Below are 23,723 nucleotides of genomic sequence, written 5' to 3' on the forward strand. Positions count from 1 at the left end.
CATATAAAAAGCATGCGTTTGAGCTCAATCCAGAGCTTCAAACGCATGCTTTATTTATTGTAGTTATTTCTATGTTTAATGATGTTGAAAGTGATTTAAATTTCTACTAGGTTACTTTTTAACCAATTTGTACTTTTTCTTTTGGATAGTGATACAAGACAGGCTCTTTTCTGCCGCCAATCATTAAGATGAAGGAGATTAATCCAACCCGCCCGATAAACATCAAGACCATCAAGACCACTTTGGTGATATCTGTACCATCACTCGAGAGACCTAGCGATAACCCACAGGTTCCGAATGCAGACATGACTTCAAAGAAGACTTGTAGAATAGACATTTTACTGCCTTCTACTGCTTGAATAATCACAATTGATGTTAGTGATAAGATTGTTGCAACACTAAACACCATAAAGGTCTTTTGGATATCTGACGGCAAGATTTCTCTATTAAAGACTTTGATGGTAATACGTTCTGAATCCGTACGGAAATTTAAAATAAAGAGAATCAGAATCGCAAATGTCGTTGTTCGAATGCCCCCACCTACTGAACTTGGTGAAGATCCGATAAACATCAATGTCCCCATCAATGAGTTGGTCGCATCTGTAAATTGTGAGATGTCTACTGTCTGTAATCCGGCACTTCTGGTTGTAGTCGATTGGAACATGGCATAAAAGAGTGCTTTATGCCAACTGACGTCTTTCAACGTGTTGCCCATCTCTAAGATTAAAATCATCACTGTTCCGAATAAGAATAATGCGAAATACGTAATCGTTGTGATTTTCGCGAATAATGAGAAGCGGAAGTTCGGATTTCTATTACTGATATACGCTTTAATTTCTAATAGTACCGGGAACCCGATAGAACCCAGTGTAATCAAGAACATCACAATCGCTTGTACGAAATAATCATTCGCATAAGGAATCAATGAATTCCCTGTAATATCGAGTCCTGCGTTAGTTGTAGAGGCCACTGAAACGAAGAAGCCCTGCATTAACGCATATTGGATATCTGCGGTATCTCTATAGAAATAAAAGGCTAGTAATAGCGCACCGACAAGTTCAATTAATAAGACAGCTCTGACAATTTCAATAATCAATTGAACCGCACCGCTCATCGTATGGCGGTTATTATCCAACATAATCATCTGACGTTCACGTAAGCCGATATGTTTACCTAAAATGAGCCATAACACCGTACCTAATGCCATGACGCCGACACCGCCGATATTTAAAATAATCATAATGACAATTTGTCCGAAAGTCGAATATGTATCGGCAATCGTCACAGGTGTCAATCCAGTCACACTGATCCCTGATACAGCCACAAATAATGTATCAATGGGATCCACGTGCACACCAGGCTTATGCACGCCAGGTAAATTTAACATCAAAAATGCTGCGATAATCGCAATCAAATAGAATAAGACAATACCTTGTTGAGGACTGGATCTTTTAAATAACTGGTTAAAAATGGACAACTGTTTTCACCTCAACACTACTTCAATTTAATCGTTATACTTTTTAGTTTACCATTTCGATATATTTTTGCAGATAATGGTTTCAAATCTGCTTGGTGTTCAAAGACAATCTGTCTATATCTTAAATTATCTTCAATTTTTTTACCATCTAATTCTACAATAATATCCCCTGTTTTTAAACCTGCTTTTTCACCTGGTGAGTTATGATTTACTTCTCTGACTACAGTACCCTGTTGTAAATCTTTAGGAACTTTGAATTGATCACGTTCTTGATCTGATAAATCAGCGACATTCGATAAAGCAACACCTGTATTCGGATAATCAATTTTACCTTTATCTTCTAATTGTTTTGCGAGTGTCACAGCTTTATTGACTGGAATCGCAAAGGCCATGCCTTCTACTGCCGGCATATCAATTTTTAAAGAGACGATACCGACTAATTTACCGTTTTGATCAACTACTGCACCGCCTGAGTTACCAGGGTTGACAGGTGCATCAATTTGAAAGGCTTTTGTCAGTACATCATAGTGGTTGTCTTTATCGATATCTACAGGTACATTACGATTTAAACCTGAAACGACACCATTTGAAATACTGCCTTTAAAGTCAGCTCCTAACGGATTTCCTACTGTAATAACAGGTTCTGCTAATTGAAGCTGTTTAGAATCGCCAATACGTATAGCTTTGACATCACTATCTTTTTCAACGTTTGCTTTCACAACTGCTACATCTGAATATTTATCTTTACCGATGACTTTCCCTGTTGTTTCTTTGTTGTCATCGTATAAAATACGTTGAGTTTTTTTATCGCCGACTACATGACTATTCGTCAATATAAAAATGGAGTCGTCTACTTTTTTGTAGACGACACCTGAACCAATTTCATTATCAGAATTTGCGGTTTCTTTATCAATTGAGCTTTTATTTTTTGTTTTGTTCTCAACTGTTACGACTGAATGAATCGAACTTTTTGCTGCTTTCATCATAGCTGTCTCTTGTTTATCGCCACTGCCATCAAACGTTGCGACATCACCGGCACTTCCATTATCACTTCTTAGATTATGGAATATCGCAAAGAGTAATAGCAATAAAATAATTACGCCGACCGCAATTGCGATTTTAGCCCAATGTTTTTCAAAGAATGCTTTGGCCTGATTGCTTTGTGTACTGCGTTTTGCAGGTTCGCCATCTTTATGAGGCGGTTTTGTTTCTGATTCTGTCTCTGTTGGTTCTTCTGATGTTGCGTGCTCATGAATTTTTGTGTCATCGTCTACTGTGACTGATGAAACATTTGAAACAGTTTTTTCATTCTTCACTGTTTCTTTTTTCGCACCTGCAGTGGATGTTGATGGCTGTTCTTTATGTAAGGATTCATCTTTTGATGATGTTTCTGCCTTCGGTGTCTCTGTTTGTTCATTTTCTACTTCAGGCTCACGTTTACCTTGCGCAATTTCTTGTTGATGTTGAATTTCTTCTTGTGTCAATTTTTCAATACGTGCTTTTCTTAAGTTGTCTTTCACACGTTCTTCATTGTTTTTAGCTTGCATTGCTGCTTTTTCTTTTTCTTGTGCTTGTTGCTCTTTTTCTTGTTCAACACGTTGTTCTCGTTCTTCATTATGGAAAAACTCTCGACGTTTTCGTTTATAATGACTTTTCGGTATAACTTGTTTTTCATCTGGTTGACGCTTTCCATTATCTTCTGCCATCATAACGCCCTCCTCTACTACAATCTTTCTTATCTATTATGACACAATCTATTGTAAATTTCTTGTAAACTTAGTGCTTTCACTAAAAATTTTAGAGGATTTTTTCTTCTACTTCAATCTGAAGATAAAACGAAAACCGTCTATCTTTTGAATCAATAAAGATAAACGGTTTGTCATTGCATATTGTATTATGAATTTGATTGTTCTTTTGCTTTCTTTTTGTTGTGGCGTAAAGATGATAACCAACCAAAGATAACAAGTCCAATCATGACACCCCAGAAAATGATTTGCCATAATGTTGAATGTGGGAAATGTTCTGGAATTAAATGAACTTGTGGATGTGCAAGAACAAGTACCACTAATTTGATACCAACCCATCCGACAATCGCAAAGGCTGCACCTTCAAGACCAGGATATTTATTTAATAGTTCTACGAACCAAGTTGCCGCAAAACGCATTAAGATAACACCGATCATACCACCCATGAACATTACTGCAAATTGACCTAAGTCCATACCGCCGAAATGAATACCAACTGGTTTCAACGTGAAGGCAATAGCCATTGCTGCAAGCATTGAGTCAATCGCAAAGGCAATATCCGCAAATTCGACTTTCGCAACAGTACTCCAAAAGGCTTTCGGGCTGACTTTCTTTTCAGTTCCGTGCTCATCATAGTGATGATCATCACCTTCTGGTTGTTCAGGTCCATGACCTTTGGATTTGTAGAATTGATATAAATTCCGTCCTGACATATATAGTAAATAAACGGCACCAGCTGCTTGGATAAACCAGAAATTTACTAAGTAACTGATTAGGAATAATGATAAGAATCTAAAGATAAAGGCTCCTAATAAACCGTAAAATAATGCTTTCTTTCTTTGCTCAGGCGGTAAATGTCTTACCATTACTGCCATAACCACTGCGTTATCCGCAGCAAGTAATCCTTCTAAAAATACGAGTACGAGCAATACCCATCCATAGGATAAAATTAAACTCGGATCCATTCAATGACCACTCCTTCAAAATAATTCAATCGTCTGGCTAAAAAACGTGGACAAAATAAAAGAGACCTATGCTAAATAAATAGCAAAGGTCTCACTTGAATCCATAGCTGTTTGTACGGACTCCATTTTACCGGAAATGTCTATGCATTTCGTAATGACGATAAGAATGTTGAAGCGGAATTGAATCCAACTTCGTAAGTTACTCCCCTCTGACATGACTGTCATAGGTATTCATTTATTTAAAATAATTATACCCCATTGGATACCTATAATAAACTATAAAGTTTAATTTCAGGGAATTTTTCTTCAAACCAACGCGTCGCAAATTCATTTTCAAACAAGAATACTTTTTGTTCATAGCGGTCTTGTACTAAGATAGAACGCGCTGTACTCATCTTATCTTGGATATCTTCTTCATTTTCAACCCAACGTGCAATCTTGCGGCCAACGGGTTCCATAATCACATCGACATTATATTCATTATTCATACGGTGTTCGAAAACTTCGAATTGCAGTTGCCCTACAGCACCTAAAATAATTTGGTTGGTATGCAATGTTTTGTAATATTGGATGGCACCTTCTTGTACCAATTGTTCAATACCTTTATGGAAGTGTTTTTGCTTCATTACGTTTTTCGGTGATACTTTCATAAAGAGTTCAGGTGTGAATTGTGGCAGATCTTCAAAACTGAATTTTTGGTTGCCACCGACTAATGTATCGCCGATTTGGTAATTACCTGTATCATATAAACCGATAATATCTCCTGCAACTGCATGGTTGATTGTTTCTTTATCATCCGCCATAAATGATGTTGAACGTGTTACTTTTTGTTTTTTATTTGTACGTTGTAGTTTCACGTCCATACCACGCTCAAATGCGCCGCTGACAATACGCATAAATGCGATTCTGTCACGGTGTTTAGGATCCATGTTAGCTTGGATTTTAAAGATAAATCCTGAGAAGTCAGGCGCAAATGGACTCACTTCTTCTTCGTCTTTTGTTAAACGGCCATTAGGCATCGGGGCATGGTCTACATAAGCATTTAAGAAGCTTTGTACACCGAAGTTTGCTAATGCTGAACCGAAGAATACAGGTGTTAATTCACCTGCTAACATCATTTCGTTATCGAATTCTTCGCCCGCTTCTTCCACCAACATAAACTCTTCAATTGCTTGTGCGAAGGTACTATCGTTTGTAATTGGATGTTCTTCTTCAATTTCATAGTCTTCATTGATATGCAATAAGTGTTCTTCATCTCTGAATGGTTCAATCGTACGATCTTCACGATCGATAATACCGAAGAAGTTTTGACCCATACCTACAGGCCAGTTCATCGGATACGTTTTAATATTCAAAGTTTCTTCAATTTCATCTAACAACTCGAAAGGTTCTTTACCAACACGATCCAGTTTGTTGATGAAAGTGAAGATAGGAATACCACGCATTTTACATACTTTGAAGAGTTTTAATGTTTGAGGCTCAATCCCTTTGGCACAGTCAATTACCATCACAGCACTATCGACTGCCATTAACGTACGATACGTATCTTCCGAGAAGTCTTCATGCCCCGGTGTATCTAAAATATTAATATTAAAATCATCATAGTTGAACTGCATCACAGAACTTGTTACTGAGATACCACGTTCTTGTTCCACTTTCATCCAGTCACTTGTTGCGAATTTCCCAGATTTCTTCCCTTTAACCGTCCCTGCTTCACGAATGGCACCGCCAAATAACAGTAGTTTTTCAGTTAAAGTGGTTTTCCCGGCATCCGGGTGAGAAATAATCGCAAAGGTTTTTCTGGATTCAATTTCATCCTTTATACTCATCTTTCGTCTCCTTTATCAAATAGAATTAAAGTCAGTTCGTGCGCTAAGCTTTCCGCTTCAGCTTCATCCATTAAGTTAAATAGTTCCATTACTAAGTCTTCTTCTACATCTTCTGCTGACTCCTTTTTATCTATCAACGCAGACCAACTCATATCAGGAACCGCAATGAGCTGGTTCTGCATTGTTTCATCTGTATAACTATAGACGATTGCACCTTCTATCGTTTGAAGTGTCCTAATCTTCAGAAGGGCCACCTCCAAATTTCTTGTAAGCCGCTTCTAAACCAATCAAATCATCACGATGTGGTACTTTAACATGACCTGGCATAATTTGATAAGGCTCACGTCCTTTTGAAGCTAATACAACAGTATCGCCTGGTTCTGCAACTTCAATCGCATGACGAATTCCTTCAGCACGATCCGTAAACTCTACATAATTGTCATGTGTCGCACCTTTAGCTAATTCATGTGTTAACATTTTCGGATCATCATTCGCTGGATTATCCGGCGTAAAGATAACATAATCTGCACGACTTGCTTGTCTGCCCATTTCTGGTGTTTTCGTTAAATCGCGTTCTCCTGCCATACCGACAAGTAAAATGAATTTTTGTTTCACAAATGGTTTAACCGCATCAATCAGCTTTTCAATACCATCTGTCGTATGGGCATAATCAATGATTAAATCAATTGGTAATGAACGATCTAACACTTCTAAACGGCCTTCAACTGGTTCTAATTGGCTGACTACGTCCACGATGTCTTGCATAGGTGTACCTTTACTCCAAACTGCCGTCATCGCTGCCATAATATTTGAAATGTTGAATTGACCGACATAAGGTGAATCCACGTGGAATGTACCGTCTGGTGTCACAAAATCAAATGAAGCACCTGTTAATGATTCTTTGATATTTTCAGCTTGGAATTGTGCTTTATTATGAATACCATACGTAAATACCTCGTATGGTGTTACGGTTTTCAAGTATTCAGAGAATGCATCATCTTGGTTGACGATTGCATATTTTTCTTTACTTAAATCCTCACCTAATTGGCTGAATAAGAGTGACTTCGCGTGACCATATGCTTCCATAGTGCCATGAAAGTCTAAATGGTCTTGTGTTAAGTTTGAAAAAACAGCAACATCAAATTCAACACCGCTTAAACGACCTAAAGCTAAACCATGACTTGATACTTCTAATGTCATGGCTTCAGCACCCGCATCTACTGCTTCATGTACTTTCTTCGTCAATGTCACAGTTTCTGGTGTTGTATTTTCACCTTTTGTGACTGTTTCATTGATTTGGAATCCATTTGTGCCTAAGTAAGCACTGCCTTTTCCTAATTTACGATGAATTAGATGAATCATCGTTGCTATAGATGTTTTACCATTCGTACCAGTCACACCATACGTTACCAATTTTTCGCTCGGATATTGATATAATTTATGTACAATCAAACTTGCGACACGTCTTGTATTCGGCACAATCACTTGTGTCACATCGCCTGTTAATTGTTGTTCACGTTCTACTACAATCACTTTGCAGCCTTGTTCAACTACATTTTGGCAAAATTTATGGCTGTCTACTGTATAGCCTTTTGAAGCTACAAAGATACTGCCTGCTTTTGCAGTACGAGAATCTGTTGTTACATCATCTACTTCTCTATCTAAACTGCCAAGTACTTGTTTCGATTTTATCTTTTCGAACAATTCGTTCGCTTTCACATCGATCGCCCCTTCTTTTCCAATACTACTATATTATACATTTTTTCTTTAGAAATCTAGATGCGTGAGTTCATTTTCTATTGTACATTTTTCTACGTTATTAATATATCGATTACGCTGTCAATTACATATTAAATTCAAATACTTCCTATATAAGAGAAGCACAATTTACAAATCACGAATCTCTTTTTCATTGAACCAAATGTTAAGAAAGTATGAAAATATTTTTATACTCTGTGAATAAGTGTTATAATTCAGTGATGTTAGCGTCAATATTATTTAATCTGGCTGCAACATACGTTACACTGTAGACAAAGCAATATATTCTATATATTAGCTTCACATAGACAACATTAAATCTACTAACTGGAGGGTGGCTGGTTTCATGGTTACTCAAAATAAGAAGATATTGATAATTACAGGTTCTTTCGGGAACGGCCATTTGCAAGTGACGAACAGCGTTGTGAATCAATTAAATGAAATGAATCTTAAACACTTATCTGTGATTGAACATGATTTATTTTTAGAAGCACATCCCATCTTAACATCCATTTGCAAAAAGTATTATATCAATAGTTTTAAATATTTCAGAAATTCATACAAACGCTTTTACTATAGCCGCCCAAAAGACATTGATAAATGTTTTTACAAATATTACGGTTTAAACAAATTGATCAATTTGTTGATTAAAGAAAAACCTGATTTGATTTTACTGACATTCCCAACGCCGGTCATGTCTGTTTTAACAGAACAATTTAATATGAATATTCCGATTGCGACGGTAATGACAGATTATCGCTTACATAAAAACTGGGTAACGCCCCACTCTTCACGTTACTATGTCGCTACAGAAGACTTAAAACAAGAATTTAAAGATATCGGCGTACCACAAGATATTATAAAAGTTACAGGTATTCCAATTTCTTCACAATTTGAAGAAGACATTGATAAAGACGCTTGGATGCGTCAAAATCGCTTAGATCCTAACCGTCCTACTATTTTAATGTCTGCAGGTGCATTTGGTGTATCTAAAGGCTTTGAATCAATGATTGCAGATATTTTAGAACGTACGCCAGAGACACAAGTTGTAATGGTATGCGGACGCAATAAAGAATTAAAACGTAATTTAAAGCATCAATTTAAAGGCAATCATAATGTGTTGATTTTAGGTTATACACATCATATGAACGAATGGATGGCAGCCTCTAACCTTATGATTACTAAGCCTGGTGGTATCACGATTTCAGAAGCGCTTGCACGTAAAGTGCCGATGATTTTCTTAGATCCAGCGCCAGGTCAAGAGTTAGAAAATGCACTTTACTTTGAGTCTAAAGGCATGGGTAAAGTGGCAGACACAACAGAAGAAGCAATTGCTTTAATTACAGATTTAACACAAGATGAAAAAGAACTAGATACAATGGTTGCTCGTATGCAAGACTTAAAAGTCAAATACCCTACCTATAAATTATGCCGAGACTTACTTCATCTCTTAGATGAATCTTCACAAACAGAAGAAATTTATGGAAAGGTACCATTATATGCAAAGCTCTTCCTCAAGTAAATACAACGCAAACTATAAACGTAATTTCATAATTATGTTGTTTATATTGTTCTTTATGGAATTCGCACGAGGCATGTTTGTCTTAGGTTACCTTCCGTTCTTACCTACTGTTTCTTCAGTAGCTGTCGGTGTAACCTCAGCTGCAGTTTCCATTCATTATATTTCTGATGCCGCAACAAACTTTGTTGTCGGCTTCTTATTAAAACGATTCGGTGCGAAACCAGTATTGACACTCGGCTTTTTACTGGCTTTCGGCAGTTTGTTTTTAGTGATTTGGTTCCCTTATAATGCCATTATTTTAATTATGAGTTCCATCTTACTAGGTGTCGCTTCAAGCCCAATTTGGGTCATTATGCTATCTAGTGTACGTGATGAATCTCGTGGTAAACAAATGGGCCATGTTTATTTCGCATGGCTATTTGGTTTATTAGCAGGTATGATTGGCATGCTGCTAATTGTTAAAGTACATCCAACACACTTTACGTTCTTAATGGCACTCGTTGTGTTAGTAGCTTGGATACTTTATTACTTTGTTAAAATCCGTCTCACTAACTACAAAACACGTCGTTTAAAAGAACAACTTGCGCAAATTAAACGTGTGGCACATTCAAATGGTGTCCTATTTCCAGGTATTATCTTACAAGGTGCTTCAATCAGTGCACTTGTACCGATTTTACCGACTTACGCAACAAAAGTGGTAAAAGTTAGTATGGTTGAATATACGGCAGCTTTGATTATTGGTGGTGTCGGTTGCGCTATATCCATGCTATTCTTATCAAAAATCATCGATCATCATGGTAATAAATTTATGTTCAGTGCGATTTTTACAGGCTTTGTATTATATACACTTGCCATATTTAGTCTTTCACTCATTACACAGATCTACCTTGTGTGGGGTGTCGCACTGTTTATTGGTTTAATGTATGGCTTTTTATTACCAGCTTGGAATACGTTCATGGCTAAGTTCATTAAGCAAGATGAACAAGAAGAAACTTGGGGTGTCTTTAACAGCATCCAAGGCGTCGGTGCTATGATTGGTCCACTTATCGGTGGAATGCTTTATCAATTTACGAATAACTTGAATATGACGTTCTACTTCTCAGGAGGCGTCTTCGTCTTCTTAGCCATTTTCTATGGGATTTATTTCCTGCGTATTCAAAAACAACAACCAACAAAATAATGTAAGTTGTCATAAAAAGGCAGCCGATTCTATGTCTGAATCGGCTGCCTTTTGTATATGTATTTAAAAGTAAGAGGTTAAGACATTGAAAATAGATAGTAACATCTACACTATCGAGCCCTCAATATCACAATGTCTCAGCCTCGTACTTTTTATCACTGAAATGCTGTGAGATCTTTCATACACTTCATAGCTTATTTGAAACTGAATGTGTCGATTGTTTCCCATTTGTCAGCTTCATTATTATATTTCAATAATGTCAACTCACTAATTGTTTCTTCGTAATCAATACCAGCCAGTTTAACTTGTCCAAAGATATCTTCGAATTCTTGGCTTGTTAAACCTTGAGCAATTGTAAAATGCGGAACAAATGAATGTTCTGGTTGGCCGTAAAAATCACCATTATTGAAGCGATTATCTAATTCTTCTAATTCAGGTGTTTTTTCAACTTTAAAATAAATCACATTATTTACAGGTGCGAAATTTGATGCTTTCGTTGCATGAATGTGAAGTGGCGCAATGCCTTCGATACGTGATTGAATATCTTCTTTCACGCTGTCAAAATCATTATCTTCAACCTCAAATGAATCTTTGATTGTAATATGAGGTGGGATTTGCGCATAGCGTTCATCATAACGTTTACGATATGCATCAATTTTTTCACGGAATGTTTTTGATGGAATTAATGCTAACCCTAAAATCATTTGAATTCCTCCTTAGATTGAACTATATGGCCATTATAGCAAACATTCTATGAAATCGTTACCAAAAACTGTGACTTTACAGAATTTACTGAATGGTTTACTCCGCTAAAAAGTATAAAAGTAAGGGTTCCATTAGCTTTCTCCAGTACTTCCAACGATGTCCCCCATCAAATTCTTCATAATAATGTGTAACATTAAACTTCTCTAACAAGTCTTTTAATTCACGATTTGGTGTTAAGAAATCCGCACGTTCACCTGTAGTCGGCAACGCAAAGTCAATTTCTTCTTTACCAACCGCTTGCCATATATCTAACTGATCAATAAACTGACAACGATTTGCGAGTAAATCGACGACTTCATTAAACATCGGACTGAACATACCGACTTGATTAAATAAACGAGGATACGAAAGTGCCGTCATTAACGCGATTGAGCCTGCTAAACTGTCACCTAACAACACACGTCCATTCGCCACTTTAAATGTCGGAAATGTTTTATCGATATACGGTAACAACTCTTGTCCCATTGCTTTGACAGTTAAAGGTGCACGGCTGCCATTGGGTGAAAATTCTTCTCTCCGCTTATCCACGGTTTCATAATGGAAACCAATGAAAATGGCGCGTTCTACTTGTTCATCTTCTCTTAAGCGTTCATAGACGCGATGAATTTGTCCGAAACGAAAGAAGTCTAAACCATCAAAACAAAACACTAATTTATATTTAAATAATGGTGAATAATTTTTAGGTAAGTAGATAGATAACGTAATATCACGTTCTAAAATGTCACTATGAAATTGTGTTTGAGTCACAACACCTGGTTCTAGTTCACTCACAATACTCTCTCCTTATTGTTAAATTTAACTCTAGTTTAACAATTTTTATGCGCATTGGGTAATAAGCTAGATATTAACTAGCTTTATTGTGCCATTCCGATTAATCCTATAAGTATTTATTTGTAAAGTTTAATGTTTATTTTCATTAAAAGTGTTGCACGGAACTTTTATTCAAAGTATAATTGAAAAAAATCAATGTCACTGATGCATGTCGAAACACATACAGTAGCGGAACATAATGCGCTTATTTTTTAGGGGTAAAATGTAAGCGTTTTCTTTTTTCGCTTTATTAAGGGGGAAATCATTATGCTAGAAAGTTTTGTAGCTTGGTTTAATGAAATTGTGTGGAGTAAACCGCTTGTTTATGGTCTATTGATTACGGGGATTTTATTTTCTTTGATGATGAAATTCTTTCAAGTCAGGCATTTTAAAGAGATGATTCGTTTAATGTTCCACGGTGAAAAATCACCGACTGGAATCTCAAGTTTCCAAGCGATTGCACTCTCTTTAGCTGGACGTGTCGGTACGGGGAATATCGTCGGCGTTTCTACAGCTATCTTTATTGGGGGTCCAGGTGCAGTCTTTTGGATGTGGGTAACCGCATTTTTAGGTGCCAGCAGTGCATTTATCGAATCAACATTAGGTCAAATCTTCAAACGTGAAGAAAAAGGTGAATATCGAGGCGGTCCCGCCTACTACATTGAATATGGGATTAAAGGACGTCTAGGTAAAATTTACGGTTTAGTCTTTGCGATTGTAACGGTTATCTCAGTAGGCTTATTATTACCAGGGGTACAATCTAACGCAATCGCAAGTTCAATGAACAACGCGTTCCAAATTCCAAACTGGATTGTCGCAGTTACAATTGCGGTCATTTTAGGTCTGATTATTTTCGGCGGTGTTAAATGGATCGCTAATGTTGCGACAGCAGTCGTACCATTCATGGCTATTCTTTATATTTTAATGGCAGTCTTTATTATTATCATCAATATCCAAGCCGTACCTGCTTTATTTGGATTAATCTTTAAATCAGCATTCGGTATGCAAGCAGCGTTCGGTGGTATCTTCGGTGCCATGATTGAAATCGGTGTAAAACGTGGTTTGTATTCAAACGAAGCTGGACAAGGGACAGGACCACACGCCGCTTCTGCAGCTGAAGTCTCTCACCCAGCCAAACAAGGTTTAGTTCAATCATTCTCAGTATATGTCGATACATTATTCGTATGTACAGCAACAGCATTAATCATCTTAATTTCAGGCACATATAATACAACAAACGGCGATTTAAAGCCAGGTGGTATTCCGGAATTAATCAAAGATAATGGTATCTATGTTCAAAACGCTGACGGTACGAAAGATTACTCAGGTACAGCAATGTACGCACAAGCAGGTATCGATAAAGCCTTACAAGGCGGCAGCTATCACTTTGATCCTGCTTTCTCTGGTATCGGTTCATACTTTATTGCGATTGCATTATTCTTCTTCGCTTTCACAACAATACTCGCATATTACTACATCGCAGAGACAAATATTGCGTATATGACAAGAAACAGTTCAGTCTTTACGACAAAAATTTGGTTCACAGTTGCACGTTTTGCGTTAATTTTCGCAGCTTTCTATGGTTCAATTAAAACAGCTGATGTTGCTTGGAGTATGGGTGACTTAGGTGTAGGTATGATGGCATGGCTTAATATTATTGCGATTTGGATACTCCATCGTCCTGCGGTTGACGCTTTAAAAGATTACGAGTTCCAAATGAAACAAAAAGGTTCTGGTAACTTCGCGATTTACAAACCAGATCCGAACAAATTGCCAACTGCGACATTCTGGCTTGAAGACTATCCGAAACGTTTAAAGGATGCACATTTCAATGAAGATGAAGCAGTTGCCAAAGAAAAAGGTGCTAAAAATAAAAAGCTCCCACCACAAAATAACTTGGAAGAAGTTTAAAATGAGATAGACATAAACAATTGAAATAGATTAAAAAGAGGAAGCGTATAACGTTTCCTCTTTTGTATTTCATAGAAATAATCATAAATTTTCTCAGGAAATAATCTACATTTCTACAGGAATATGACTTTTTCAATAACTTAATTTAGTCTATAATGGTTTATAAGTCTATTTCTTTAGGAGGACATCATCAATGCTAAATAAGGTGTGGTTCCGAACGGGAATCATGTTATTGATATTATTTCTATTAATCAGATTGATTATGGAAGTACATGTTATCTTTAAACCGCTGATTATCATTATTCAATCAGTCATTTTACCATTTATCTTAAGCGGTTTTTTATTTTATGTCTTTTTACCGCTTCAAAAGTTTTTAGAAAAACGGAAAGTTCCGCGTTGGGGCAGTATTTCGATTATCTTTGTGATTTTAATCGGCTTAACTGCAACTGCAATTACAGTCGTTGCACCACTCATCGCTAACCAAATTAACGGGTTGATTAAACAAGCACCGCAACTTCAAAAAGAAGTTCAAGGAATCATACAATATACACTAGACCAAATGGATAAACTTCCTAATGATGTAACAGATCGCATCAATAAAGTTGTAAAATCATTCGGAGATAATGTGACAAATATCCTATCTAATTCAATTGCGATTGTCTCTCAAATTATCTCTACACTATTCTTACTGATTATGGTGCCATTCTTCTTAATTTACATGTTGAAAGACCACGAGAAGTTCATTCCTTCAGTGGCTAAATTATTCAATGGTGACCGCAAAGTATTTGTAACTAACTTATTAAAAGATGTGAACTATACATTACAATCATACATTCAAGGCCAAGTCACAGTGAGTGTGATTTTAGGAATTATTCTTTACATTGGTTATACAATTATCGGTTTAGAATATACACTTTTACTTGTGTTATTCGCTGGTGTCGCAAACATGATTCCATTCTTAGGACCGTGGATGTCCTTCTTACCTGCCGCAATCATCGGAATTATTCAAAGTCCGACAGCATTTATTTGGGTCTGTGTGGTAACACTCGTTGCCCAACAATTAGAAGGTAATGTCATTACACCGAATGTTATGGGTAAATCACTTAACATTCACCCGCTTACGATTATCATTGTTATCTTAGCGGCTGGTAACCTAGGCGGATTTGTTTTAATTTTAGTTGCGGTTCCATTATACGCAGTGATTAAAACAGTCGTCCGTAATATCTTTGTTTACCGTCAAGATATTATGCGGAAAGCACAAAGTGAAGTTAAAGATTAACGAGTATTATAAAAGCGTTCAACTCTCTAAAATGAAGTTGAACGCTTTTTACATTGATAAGACTTATTTACTTTTAGATTATGCTTGATTCGCGCGCATCGCTTTTCTGCCTTTCAACGGCATATTTCTAAGCGATAACATCATCACAAGTGAAATCATATAAAGACAGGCAAGGAAAATCATTGTTGTACTCATGCCATAATGATCCATTAAATACCCTATCGCAATCGGTGATAAGCCACCTAATGCACGTCCAATATTGAAGACGACATTATTCGCTGTACTACGAATATGTGTTGGATAGTAACTACTGATAACTGCCCCATAGCCTGCGAACATACCGTTAACGAAGAAGCCGACAAAGGCCCCACCGATCAGTAATGCGACTGCACTTTGCGCAAAGACATAAATAAAGACAGATGCAGCTGATGCGATAAGGAAAATCGTATAAGAAAGTTTGGCACCGAAGCGATCTAATATTTGTCCGAACGCAAACATACCTAAACTCATACCGACAATCGTACTGATGGTCCAAAGTGATGAGTTAGAAACACTTAAGCCATGTTGTTTTTGAAGAATAGACGGTAACCAGTTCATTAGACCAAAATACCCAGCAACTTGTACACTCGACATAATCGTTAATGCGATTGTCGTATGTGCCATATGTTTCGTGTTAAATAATAAACCGATTGGCGATTGATTTTTCTTTTCTAACGTACGATTTGCTTTTGCTTGTTTCCATGATTCTGTTTCATCTAAATTACGACGAATGTAGAATGCTAAAATCACAGGTACCACACCGATTAAAAAGAGCGCGCGCCAACCGAGATGCGGTAAAATTGCGGCAGCTAACAGCGCAGCAATCAATGCGCCGATTTGACCTCCGATTGCGACCACTGAAGAAACACGGCCTAGACGTTGTTTCTTAAACACTTCAGCCACTAACGCCATCCCGATACCGAATTCTCCACCGCCGCCCATACCGGCAATGAATCTTAAAATATAGACCATATAAATATTAGAAGAGACTGAAAGTAATGCGGTTGCTATCGCAAAAATAAATATCGTGTATGTAAAGATACGAATACGACCATACTTGTCTGCAAGCACGCCAAAAATAATACCTCCGAACAACATACCGAAGTTCGTAATCGAAGCAATTAAACCGGCTTCTGCAGAACTGATATGGAACTCATTAATAATACTTGATAGCGCAAAGGCTAAAAACATAATGTCCATATTCTCTAGCCCGAATCCAAGCATTGAAGAAGCTAGAATTTTATTTGAATACGACTTATCTTGTTGATGAATCTTTTCTGTCATCCTTGTCCACCCACTTTTGATTTTATTCCCGTAACTATCATACACTTCATTTAAAGAATTGAATAGCCGAATTAAAAAAATAGCCCACTATTTTAGTCTTGGACTATCATAGTGGGCTATGCTGAGTATGATTATTTAATTACGTGGAAACCAGCGTCAACGTGGATGTTTTCTCCTGTTACACCACTTGATAAATCACTTAATAAGAAAGCAGCTGTTTTGCCGACTTCTTCTTTATCAACATTACGTTTTAATGGTGCACGTTCTTCAACTTCTTTTAAGATTGTGTTGAAACCGCCAACACCTTTCGCACTTAATGTACGAATTGGACCTGCAGAAACAGCATTAACACGGATATTGTCTTGACCTAAGTCTAATGCTAAATAACGCACGTTTGCTTCTAAGCTGGCTTTCGCAACACCCATTACGTTGTAGTTAGGTACTGCGTATTCTCCGCCTAAGTAAGTTGTAGTAACAATGCTGCCGCCTTCAGGCATTAATTTTTTCGCTTCTCTTGAAACGATTGTTAATGAATAAGAACTGATGTCTTGCGCAAGTAAGAAACCTTCTCTTGAAGTTTCTGAGAAACGACCGCGTAAGTCTTCAACATTCGCAAATGCGATAGAATGGAAGACACCATCAATTTGGCCTACATCTTCACCGATTTTTTTGAATCCATCGATTACTTCTTCATCACTTTGAACATCAATTTGGTACGTAAGATGTTCTTTTTGATTTAATTGATCAACAAGTTTATCTAATTCTTTCTTACTACGTTCTTTACGGTATGTAAAGACTAGTTTTGCTCCTAATTCATCTAAAGCTTGGGCTACCCCAAAAGCAATACTGCGTTTATTCGCAATTCCCATAATAACGTATGTTTTTCCTTCTAAACTAAACATGAAAACGCTCCTTTTACTCAATTAATGATTCAAATTTTGATTATTAGTATTATAACATTTTTTGTTCTAATAGACTTGTTTCAACCATTATCTATGGTATGCATCGTAGAAATAAAAAACGAAAGCCTAACATCTCATTAGACTTTCGTTTTAAGTTTAAATTGAACCGAGTGAATAATATTCTAAATCACGTTTCAATTCATCTACATATTCTTTCGAACCTGTCACAATCAAGCGGTCACCGTAACGTAACATCGTATCACCATGCGGTACAATCGATTCATTATCACGTACAATACGTACGAAGATAATATCGCCGTCGAATGGGAAGTTACGTAATTGAATGTTGTCGAATTTATAGTTAAGCATTTTAATTTCATATAATGATGTTTCAACGTTGCTTAATAAGTTCAACATGTTCGGTGTTTCAATTAAACCTGTCAGCAAAATCTTATTACTTAAGAAACTACTGAAGATTTCAACACCTGATTGACGTAATTCAGCTTCAGTTTCTCCGCCCTCTTCAAAGCGGCAGATGACACGGTTTACTCCGTGTTCTTTAGCCATTTGTGCGACTTTATAGTTTAATTCATCTTCGTTGGTTGAACACACTATAATATCACTATCAAAGAGTCCAAGCTTTTCAAGTATCGCTTCATCATAATCTGCAATTTCAACAGTAGTAATATCATTTGATAAATTACGCTTATCACTTAAATCTTTACGATAATATAACGTAATCGCGTATAAATCAGACATCAAGTTCTGCGCTATCGGAATCGTTAATTGGTTCTTACCAATCAGACTGACGTTAATACGACGTGTCGCTTCTGTCGGCATTGGGAATGTCTTCTTAAAGACAATCGGAATAAATACACACGTAATGACAGCACTCAGGATTAAGATCCCAGAGATTTCTGGTGTAATCGTATGAAGTTGTTCAGCGATTTTAGCTGCTGCGATTACTAACGATAACGTAGATGTCAGTAAAAAGGCAGAAGACAATGTGGTTTTTTGATCAAACCAAGGTCTTATCGCGTATACAGGAATAATCTTAGATACTAAGAATGCGATGATCAGCACTGGAATAATGATTAAAATTGATGGTTCTTTAATCAGTGAAGGGATATTTAAATCCACACCGACCATAATGAAGAAGATCGGGATAAAGAAACCATAACCAAATGAGTCCAGTTTTTCTACCATATCTTCGTCAGGACCAAGCAGTGATACAATTACACCTGCTAAGAAGGCACCTAAGATATTCTCAGCACCTACACCTTCTGCTAATGCCACTAATAAGATGATCAACGCAAAAACTGCACGAATACCGATTTGTGTTGTCCCATCCATCAATTTTTGAAGGAATTGTGCTTTTTTGAAAATCCCGCCAAGGAAATAGAAAATAATAGTAAAGACAATTAAAATCGAAATCAACCATAATGTGCCGCCGCCTTTAGCGTTAATTGCACCATATACAGTTAATAAAATCATCGTAACTAAGTCAGCTAATACAGCCGTTAACAAGATAAACTGTCCGATGGTTGTGCGCATGATATTCATTTCTTTAAGTGTTGGTACTACCACACCTAATGAAATTGTAGAAATGATAATGACCATTAATAAGACATCATCAATCAAGCCAAACCATTTAAATGCATACGCTAAAATGATTGAAACAATCATAATCAGCGAGAATACAAATAATGATAATTGTAAATGACCCGGTGCTTTCTTCTTGTTTTTATTTTTAGCTTTTTCAGGCTCATTTTTATCGCTTTTGAACGCATTGAAATCAATTTCCAAACCGCTTAAAAACATTAAGAAAATAAAACCTAGTGTTGATAAAATATTCAAGATGTTGTCGCGTTCGACTAAATGGAAACCGGATTGTCCGATGATTAATCCCATTAAAATTTCCGCCACAACGACAGGTAGAAAATTGATATTAAGTCTGTTGACAATAATCGGCGTTAAAAACGCAGCCATGACAACAATGACGAGTGATACAAATTCCATGTGTCCCTCCTTATGTGAGATATGACATAAATGATGTAGCTAATCCGAAGTAAATTAACATACTGATAATATCGTTGATTGTTGTGATAAATGGACCACTAGCTACAGCAGGGTCGATTTTCAGTTTCGTCATTATCAATGGAATGATTGAACCCATCATTGTACCGACTGTCATCGCAATCGTTAAACTGCCACCTACAATCAGTGCTAATAACGGTGTACCATATAAAATTACAATAATGGTAAAGAGTACGGTTGCACAGACTAAACCAGAGACAAAGCCAGAACCCGCTTCTTTAAGCGTCACTTTGAACTTGCTTTGATTTTCAATCTCGCCAGTCGTGATATTACGTACAGACACCGCTAGGGACTGTGTCCCTGAGTTACCTGACATCCCGCTGATAATGGGAATAAAGGCCGCAAGTAATGCGACTTTTTCTAATGTTTCTTCGAATGACCCTAATATAGTTGCAGTTATCATACCTAAAAACGTCAAAATGAGCAACCAAGGCAGACGTTTTTTAGCTGTTTTAAAAATTGAATCGTCTGTTGAATCAATATCAGAGACACCGGCTAAACCAGAGTAGTCTTCTAATGCCTCTTCATCGATAACATCGACGATATCATCGATTGTGATTATACCCAGTAAATGGTCTTGATAATCTACAACCGGCATGGCGATGAAGTCATAGTCACGCATTCTTTGCGCAACGTCTTCTTGGTCATCTGCCACATTAACACTGACCACACGATTACTCATAATATCTTCAATATAAGCATCGTTTTCTGCGACAATCAAATCACGCAGAGATAAGACACCTACGAGATGTTTATCATCATCTACTGCAAAGATAACGTAAATCGTCTCAGCATCAGGCGCTTGTTCTTTAACCAGCATCAATGCTTCTTTAACAGGTGTAGTTGTCTTTAAAGAAATATACTCCGTCGTCATGATACCGCCGGCAGTATCTTCTTCATAATGCAGCAAGGCTTTGATTTCTTTCGCATCTTGCTGATCCATTAACGCTAATAAAGTAGCGACTTTACTTTTAGTCAAATGACTCATAATATCTACGGCGTTGTCATAAGACATGTCTTCTAAAATATGTGCCGCATAACTTGCTTTCATTTGTTCAAAGAGTTCATCGTACTCGTCATCATCTAACTCGAGTTGGTCGAAGAAACTCGCGACTTCTTTCGGTGATAAGAGATGATACATTTTCTGTCTGATTTCATCATCACTATCTTCGAAGAACTCACTTTGTTCATACGTATGCATGGATAAGAATTCTTCTCTAAATGCATCAATATCATTATCTATTAAGAGCTGATCTAATAAATCTTTGTTATAGACTTCTGGCTCATCTACAAATTTATCATCTTCTTTTGCCAATTTGGCCTCCTCCTTACTTCTTAACTCTCTCTACAAAGCTGTTGAAAAAGGTCCTCAAGTGCTTTTTGCCTTACGCTATCCTTTAAAACTACCGATTTATGTGTCACAGGGTGGATAAACTTTAAATCCGTACATACAAGCGCTTGTCCTTGTATGGATGGGTGTGTGCCGCCGTATAAACTGTCTCCGACAAGTGGATGGTCTATATATTGAAAATGCACACGAATTTGATGGGTTCGTCCAGTATGCAGCTGTACGCGGCTTAATGTAAAACGGTCACACGCTGAAAAGGTTTGGTAACTGGTTTTTGCATACTTGCCTGTTTCATTGACCTGACGTTCAATAATACTGTCAGATTTTCGTGCGATTGGCGCAATAATATCGCCTTCTCCAGATAATAATCCAAAACAAATGCATTGATATATTTTCTCCATTTTTACGTCAGACATTCTGTGATGAAAATGTCCATGCTTAGAAAACAATACGATACCCTGTGTATTACGGTCTAGTCGTGTCACAATATGCGGCACGATAACCGTTTGACTACTATCTGGGTTTAAATATGCCAAAACTTGTTCAATCAAACTTTCATGCGGATGTTCTCTAGACGGCGCACAATTTTGATGTGCAGGCTTTGAAACGGCTAAATAATAATCATCTTCATATAAAACATCTAACGGTGCATGATAATAGATTAAATTCTGACTTGGTCTCTCCTCAGGCAGCACAACTTCTAATGTATCGCCTTCTGTCATTTGTTTTCGCACAGTTACAGGTTGCTTATTTACAAGTAAAGCGCCATTTTGTTTAATGGCACTTATCATTTTCTTTGAATAAAATTGTTCTTGTAAAAAAGTCTTTAATAAAACCGGTGTTTCAATGTCATAGTGAAATTTCATTCGTCTCTGCCGTCAGAAATAAATGAATCGTGGACGCGTTTCCAGAATGGAAATGGTCTGAAACGTGCAAATCGTACACGCTGTTTAGCTACACGATATTCAATACTTTCTACATTGTGATGTTTCGTTGTAACGTGGTCGATAGATGTCATAATCACGCGTTGATCGACTGGTGTAATCAGACAATAATGATGTTCTGGCATAACAATCGGTGAACCGACTGTACGGAACACACGGTTATTGATGGATGCAATTTCAGTCAATTGAATTGCGCGCAACGAAGGATGAATCAAAGCACCGCCAAGTGCTTTGTTGTAGGCAGTTGATCCTGAAGGAGTGGAAATACATAAACCGTCTCCTCTAAATCTTTCAAAGTGTTGTCCACGTAAATTAACATCTGCTACAAGTGTTGTATTATCTTCAGTTTTCATCGTTGCTTCATTCAGTGCGATATGATGTGAAGGTTCTTTGTCATCGTTGTAGTTCACAATAATATCGATTAAAGGATACTGAATGACTTCGTAATCTCCATCTGCAATTTCTTCTATTAATTTATCTACTTCATGCGGCAGCCAATCTGCATAAAATCCTAAATGCCCTGTATGTACACCGACAAATGCAGTTTCATTCACACGATGACAATATTGATGGAAGGCTTCTAATAAAGTTCCATCCCCGCCGACAGAAATAACAATTTCAGGTTCGTCGGCATCTTTAATCATATTGTTCGCTTCCATTTGTGCTTCCATATTTTCTTTGATGCTGTTTGATTTGTGGTCCCCTTTAGACACGATATAATAACGCATAAAGCACCTCACTCTTGATTATGTTTTTTCGCACGTTTTTTAGAATAGTAACGTTGTGCTTCTTGTATTTCGTCTTTGATCTCAGACATCTCTTCATCTAGTGAAAAGGCAGCTTCTGCCGCATTTTCTAAGCGTTTTTGAATTTCAGGAGGATAGTCTCCATCGTATTTATAACGTAAAGTATGCTCAATAGTCGCCCAAAAATTCATCGCTAGCGTTCTGATTTGAATTTCAGCTAATATCGAACGTTGCCCATCCAACGTTTCAATCGGATACTGAATAATCACATGATATGAACGGTAGCCGCTTTCTTTTGTATTGTTGATATAATCTCTTTCTTCAACAACTTTAAAGTCTCTGCGTTGTCTAAGCAGATTAACGACAACGGGTATATCATCCACAAACTGGCACATAATACGTAAACCAGCGATGTCATACATTTCTTCATGCAGATGATCAAATGATATATCGCGCTCAGTCGCTTTTTCAATAATACTTGTCAACGGCTTCACACGTCCGGTTACAAATTCGATTGGCGACGCATCGGCTTCTAAATCATAAATTTTACGCAAACCTCTTAATTTTACTTTAAGTTCTTCAACTGCTTGTCTATAAGGTGCTAAAAATCGATCCCATTGATTCATTGCGATTCACTCCGCTTCACTCTAACTCAAACGTTTTTTCGACTTCCGCCACAAAATCCTTACCATAGTTTGAGTTCCCTTTGATATTACTTAAGATATAATCTAACTCTTGGTCAAATTGTTCTAATTTTAAATCGTCATTTACATAAATTGCTTTCCCCTTATTTTCATGAAGCATAGACCAAGTCTCTTGCACAAAGATAAGATAGGAATAGGATTGTCCATCATCAAGGATATGAGCAAACCCGTAATTGTCACTATCAACGAGCATTTGCCCTGCTTCAGTCAACCCTTCTGTCGATTTATCTGTATAGCAATAAATGCCATCATCTTTCACTTTTATTTCGTTCACATAAATACGCATAACCTAAATCCTCCTTGTGTTATTCCTACTTATTTTAACATATGTACATCACTCATTACACAACCTAAATGCTTTGTATCACGAAGCCTATAAATTGAAATACTTTCAAATAGTTTTCAAATCGTCCATAAT

Annotated in this window: 20 protein-coding genes; 4 read left to right on the forward strand and 16 right to left on the reverse strand. The window is 37.0% G+C overall.

What is annotated here, in order from left to right; translation table 11 throughout:
- Window positions 1-118: 118 nt before the first annotated feature.
- From HMPREF2603_RS06455 to HMPREF2603_RS06480, 6 genes are all read right to left on the reverse strand, one after another.
- Window positions 119-1,477 (reverse strand): TrkH family potassium uptake protein, encoded by a 1,359-nt coding sequence (locus tag HMPREF2603_RS06455; protein ID WP_002480422.1) that lies wholly within the window; start codon window positions 1,475-1,477, stop codon window positions 119-121.
- 17 nt (window positions 1,478-1,494) lie between these two features.
- The gene (locus tag HMPREF2603_RS06460) at window positions 1,495-3,186 is read right to left on the reverse strand and encodes a S1C family serine protease (RefSeq protein WP_082709456.1); all 1,692 of its coding nucleotides are present in this window, start codon (window positions 3,184-3,186) and stop codon (window positions 1,495-1,497) included.
- A 185-nt stretch (window positions 3,187-3,371) separates the two neighbouring features.
- Window positions 3,372-4,187 carry a TerC family protein gene (locus HMPREF2603_RS06465; RefSeq protein WP_002480420.1) on the reverse strand — a complete coding sequence of 272 codons (816 nt, stop codon included), beginning with the start codon at window positions 4,185-4,187 and terminating at the stop codon, window positions 3,372-3,374.
- A 266-nt stretch (window positions 4,188-4,453) separates the two neighbouring features.
- A complete protein-coding gene (locus HMPREF2603_RS06470) occupies window positions 4,454-6,016 on the reverse strand; it encodes a peptide chain release factor 3 (RefSeq protein WP_057510812.1) in 1,563 nt (520 codons plus the stop codon).
- On the reverse strand, window positions 6,013-6,270 hold the full coding sequence (locus HMPREF2603_RS06475) for a YueH family protein (RefSeq protein WP_023015819.1): 258 nt from the start codon (window positions 6,268-6,270) through the stop codon (window positions 6,013-6,015). The genes HMPREF2603_RS06470 and HMPREF2603_RS06475 overlap by 4 nt, the downstream gene beginning before the upstream one ends.
- A complete protein-coding gene (locus HMPREF2603_RS06480; protein ID WP_057510811.1) occupies window positions 6,251-7,735 on the reverse strand; it encodes a UDP-N-acetylmuramoyl-L-alanyl-D-glutamate--L-lysine ligase in 1,485 nt (494 codons plus the stop codon). The genes HMPREF2603_RS06475 and HMPREF2603_RS06480 overlap by 20 nt, the downstream gene beginning before the upstream one ends.
- Before the next feature lie 385 nt (window positions 7,736-8,120).
- Between HMPREF2603_RS06480 and HMPREF2603_RS06485 the strand changes: the two genes are divergently transcribed.
- Both HMPREF2603_RS06485 and ltaA read left to right on the forward strand, forming a co-directional pair.
- On the forward strand, window positions 8,121-9,296 hold the full coding sequence (locus HMPREF2603_RS06485; protein ID WP_057510810.1) for a diglucosyl diacylglycerol synthase: 1,176 nt from the start codon (window positions 8,121-8,123) through the stop codon (window positions 9,294-9,296).
- Window positions 9,274-10,476 carry a lipoteichoic acid biosynthesis MFS flippase LtaA gene (gene ltaA / locus HMPREF2603_RS06490; protein WP_002480415.1) on the forward strand — a complete coding sequence of 401 codons (1,203 nt, stop codon included), beginning with the start codon at window positions 9,274-9,276 and terminating at the stop codon, window positions 10,474-10,476. Before HMPREF2603_RS06485 ends, ltaA begins: the two co-directional genes overlap by 23 nt.
- A 194-nt stretch (window positions 10,477-10,670) precedes the next feature.
- Here ltaA and HMPREF2603_RS06495 read toward each other — a convergent pair whose 3' ends face one another.
- Together HMPREF2603_RS06495 and HMPREF2603_RS06500 are read right to left on the reverse strand one after the other, a co-directional pair.
- The gene (locus HMPREF2603_RS06495) at window positions 10,671-11,180 is read right to left on the reverse strand and encodes a YjcG family protein (RefSeq protein ID WP_002480414.1); all 510 of its coding nucleotides are present in this window, start codon (window positions 11,178-11,180) and stop codon (window positions 10,671-10,673) included.
- 97 nt (window positions 11,181-11,277) lie between these two features.
- On the reverse strand, window positions 11,278-12,012 hold the full coding sequence (locus HMPREF2603_RS06500; protein ID WP_002480413.1) for an esterase family protein: 735 nt from the start codon (window positions 12,010-12,012) through the stop codon (window positions 11,278-11,280).
- Window positions 12,013-12,318: 306 nt separating this feature from the next.
- Here HMPREF2603_RS06500 and HMPREF2603_RS06505 point away from each other — a divergent pair, with 306 nt between their 5' ends.
- Both HMPREF2603_RS06505 and cozEa read left to right on the forward strand, forming a co-directional pair.
- Window positions 12,319-13,962 carry an alanine/glycine:cation symporter family protein gene (locus HMPREF2603_RS06505; protein WP_002480412.1) on the forward strand — a complete coding sequence of 548 codons (1,644 nt, stop codon included), beginning with the start codon at window positions 12,319-12,321 and terminating at the stop codon, window positions 13,960-13,962.
- A gap of 193 nt (window positions 13,963-14,155) precedes the next feature.
- On the forward strand, window positions 14,156-15,241 hold the full coding sequence (gene cozEa / locus HMPREF2603_RS06510; protein WP_002480411.1) for a lipoteichoic acid biosynthesis protein CozEa: 1,086 nt from the start codon (window positions 14,156-14,158) through the stop codon (window positions 15,239-15,241).
- A gap of 78 nt (window positions 15,242-15,319) precedes the next feature.
- Here the strand turns inward: cozEa and HMPREF2603_RS06515 are convergent, their stop codons facing one another.
- The 8 genes from HMPREF2603_RS06515 to HMPREF2603_RS06550 all read right to left on the reverse strand — a co-directional run bounded on the left by HMPREF2603_RS06515 (window position 15,320) and on the right by HMPREF2603_RS06550 (window position 23,591).
- Window positions 15,320-16,564, reverse strand: coding sequence for an MFS transporter (locus HMPREF2603_RS06515; protein ID WP_060803853.1), 1,245 nt, complete (start codon window positions 16,562-16,564; stop codon window positions 15,320-15,322).
- 131 nt (window positions 16,565-16,695) lie between these two features.
- Window positions 16,696-17,466: an enoyl-ACP reductase FabI gene (fabI, locus tag HMPREF2603_RS06520; RefSeq protein ID WP_060803852.1), complete on the reverse strand. Its 771-nt coding sequence runs from the start codon at window positions 17,464-17,466 to the stop codon at window positions 16,696-16,698.
- Between the two features lie 156 nt (window positions 17,467-17,622).
- Window positions 17,623-19,485, reverse strand: a complete 1,863-nt coding sequence (locus HMPREF2603_RS06525) for a monovalent cation:proton antiporter family protein (RefSeq protein ID WP_070502002.1) — start codon at window positions 19,483-19,485, stop codon at window positions 17,623-17,625.
- 10 nt (window positions 19,486-19,495) lie between these two features.
- A complete protein-coding gene (mgtE, locus tag HMPREF2603_RS06530; RefSeq protein WP_002480407.1) occupies window positions 19,496-20,878 on the reverse strand; it encodes a magnesium transporter in 1,383 nt (460 codons plus the stop codon).
- Between the two features lie 20 nt (window positions 20,879-20,898).
- Window positions 20,899-21,777: an RluA family pseudouridine synthase gene (locus HMPREF2603_RS06535; protein ID WP_060803851.1), complete on the reverse strand. Its 879-nt coding sequence runs from the start codon at window positions 21,775-21,777 to the stop codon at window positions 20,899-20,901.
- A complete protein-coding gene (locus tag HMPREF2603_RS06540; RefSeq protein WP_002480405.1) occupies window positions 21,774-22,583 on the reverse strand; it encodes an NAD kinase in 810 nt (269 codons plus the stop codon). Before HMPREF2603_RS06540 ends, HMPREF2603_RS06535 begins: the two co-directional genes overlap by 4 nt.
- 8 nt (window positions 22,584-22,591) lie before the next feature.
- Entirely contained in the window at window positions 22,592-23,227 is a 636-nt protein-coding gene (locus HMPREF2603_RS06545) for a GTP diphosphokinase (protein ID WP_002480404.1), read from the reverse strand.
- Between the two features lie 16 nt (window positions 23,228-23,243).
- On the reverse strand, window positions 23,244-23,591 hold the full coding sequence (locus tag HMPREF2603_RS06550; RefSeq protein WP_002480403.1) for a UPF0738 family protein: 348 nt from the start codon (window positions 23,589-23,591) through the stop codon (window positions 23,244-23,246).
- Between the last annotated feature and the right edge of the window lie 132 nt (window positions 23,592-23,723).

Source organism: Staphylococcus sp. HMSC055C03, from assembly GCF_001809385.1.
GTDB classification, from domain to species: Bacteria; Bacillota; Bacilli; order Staphylococcales; family Staphylococcaceae; genus Staphylococcus; species Staphylococcus simulans.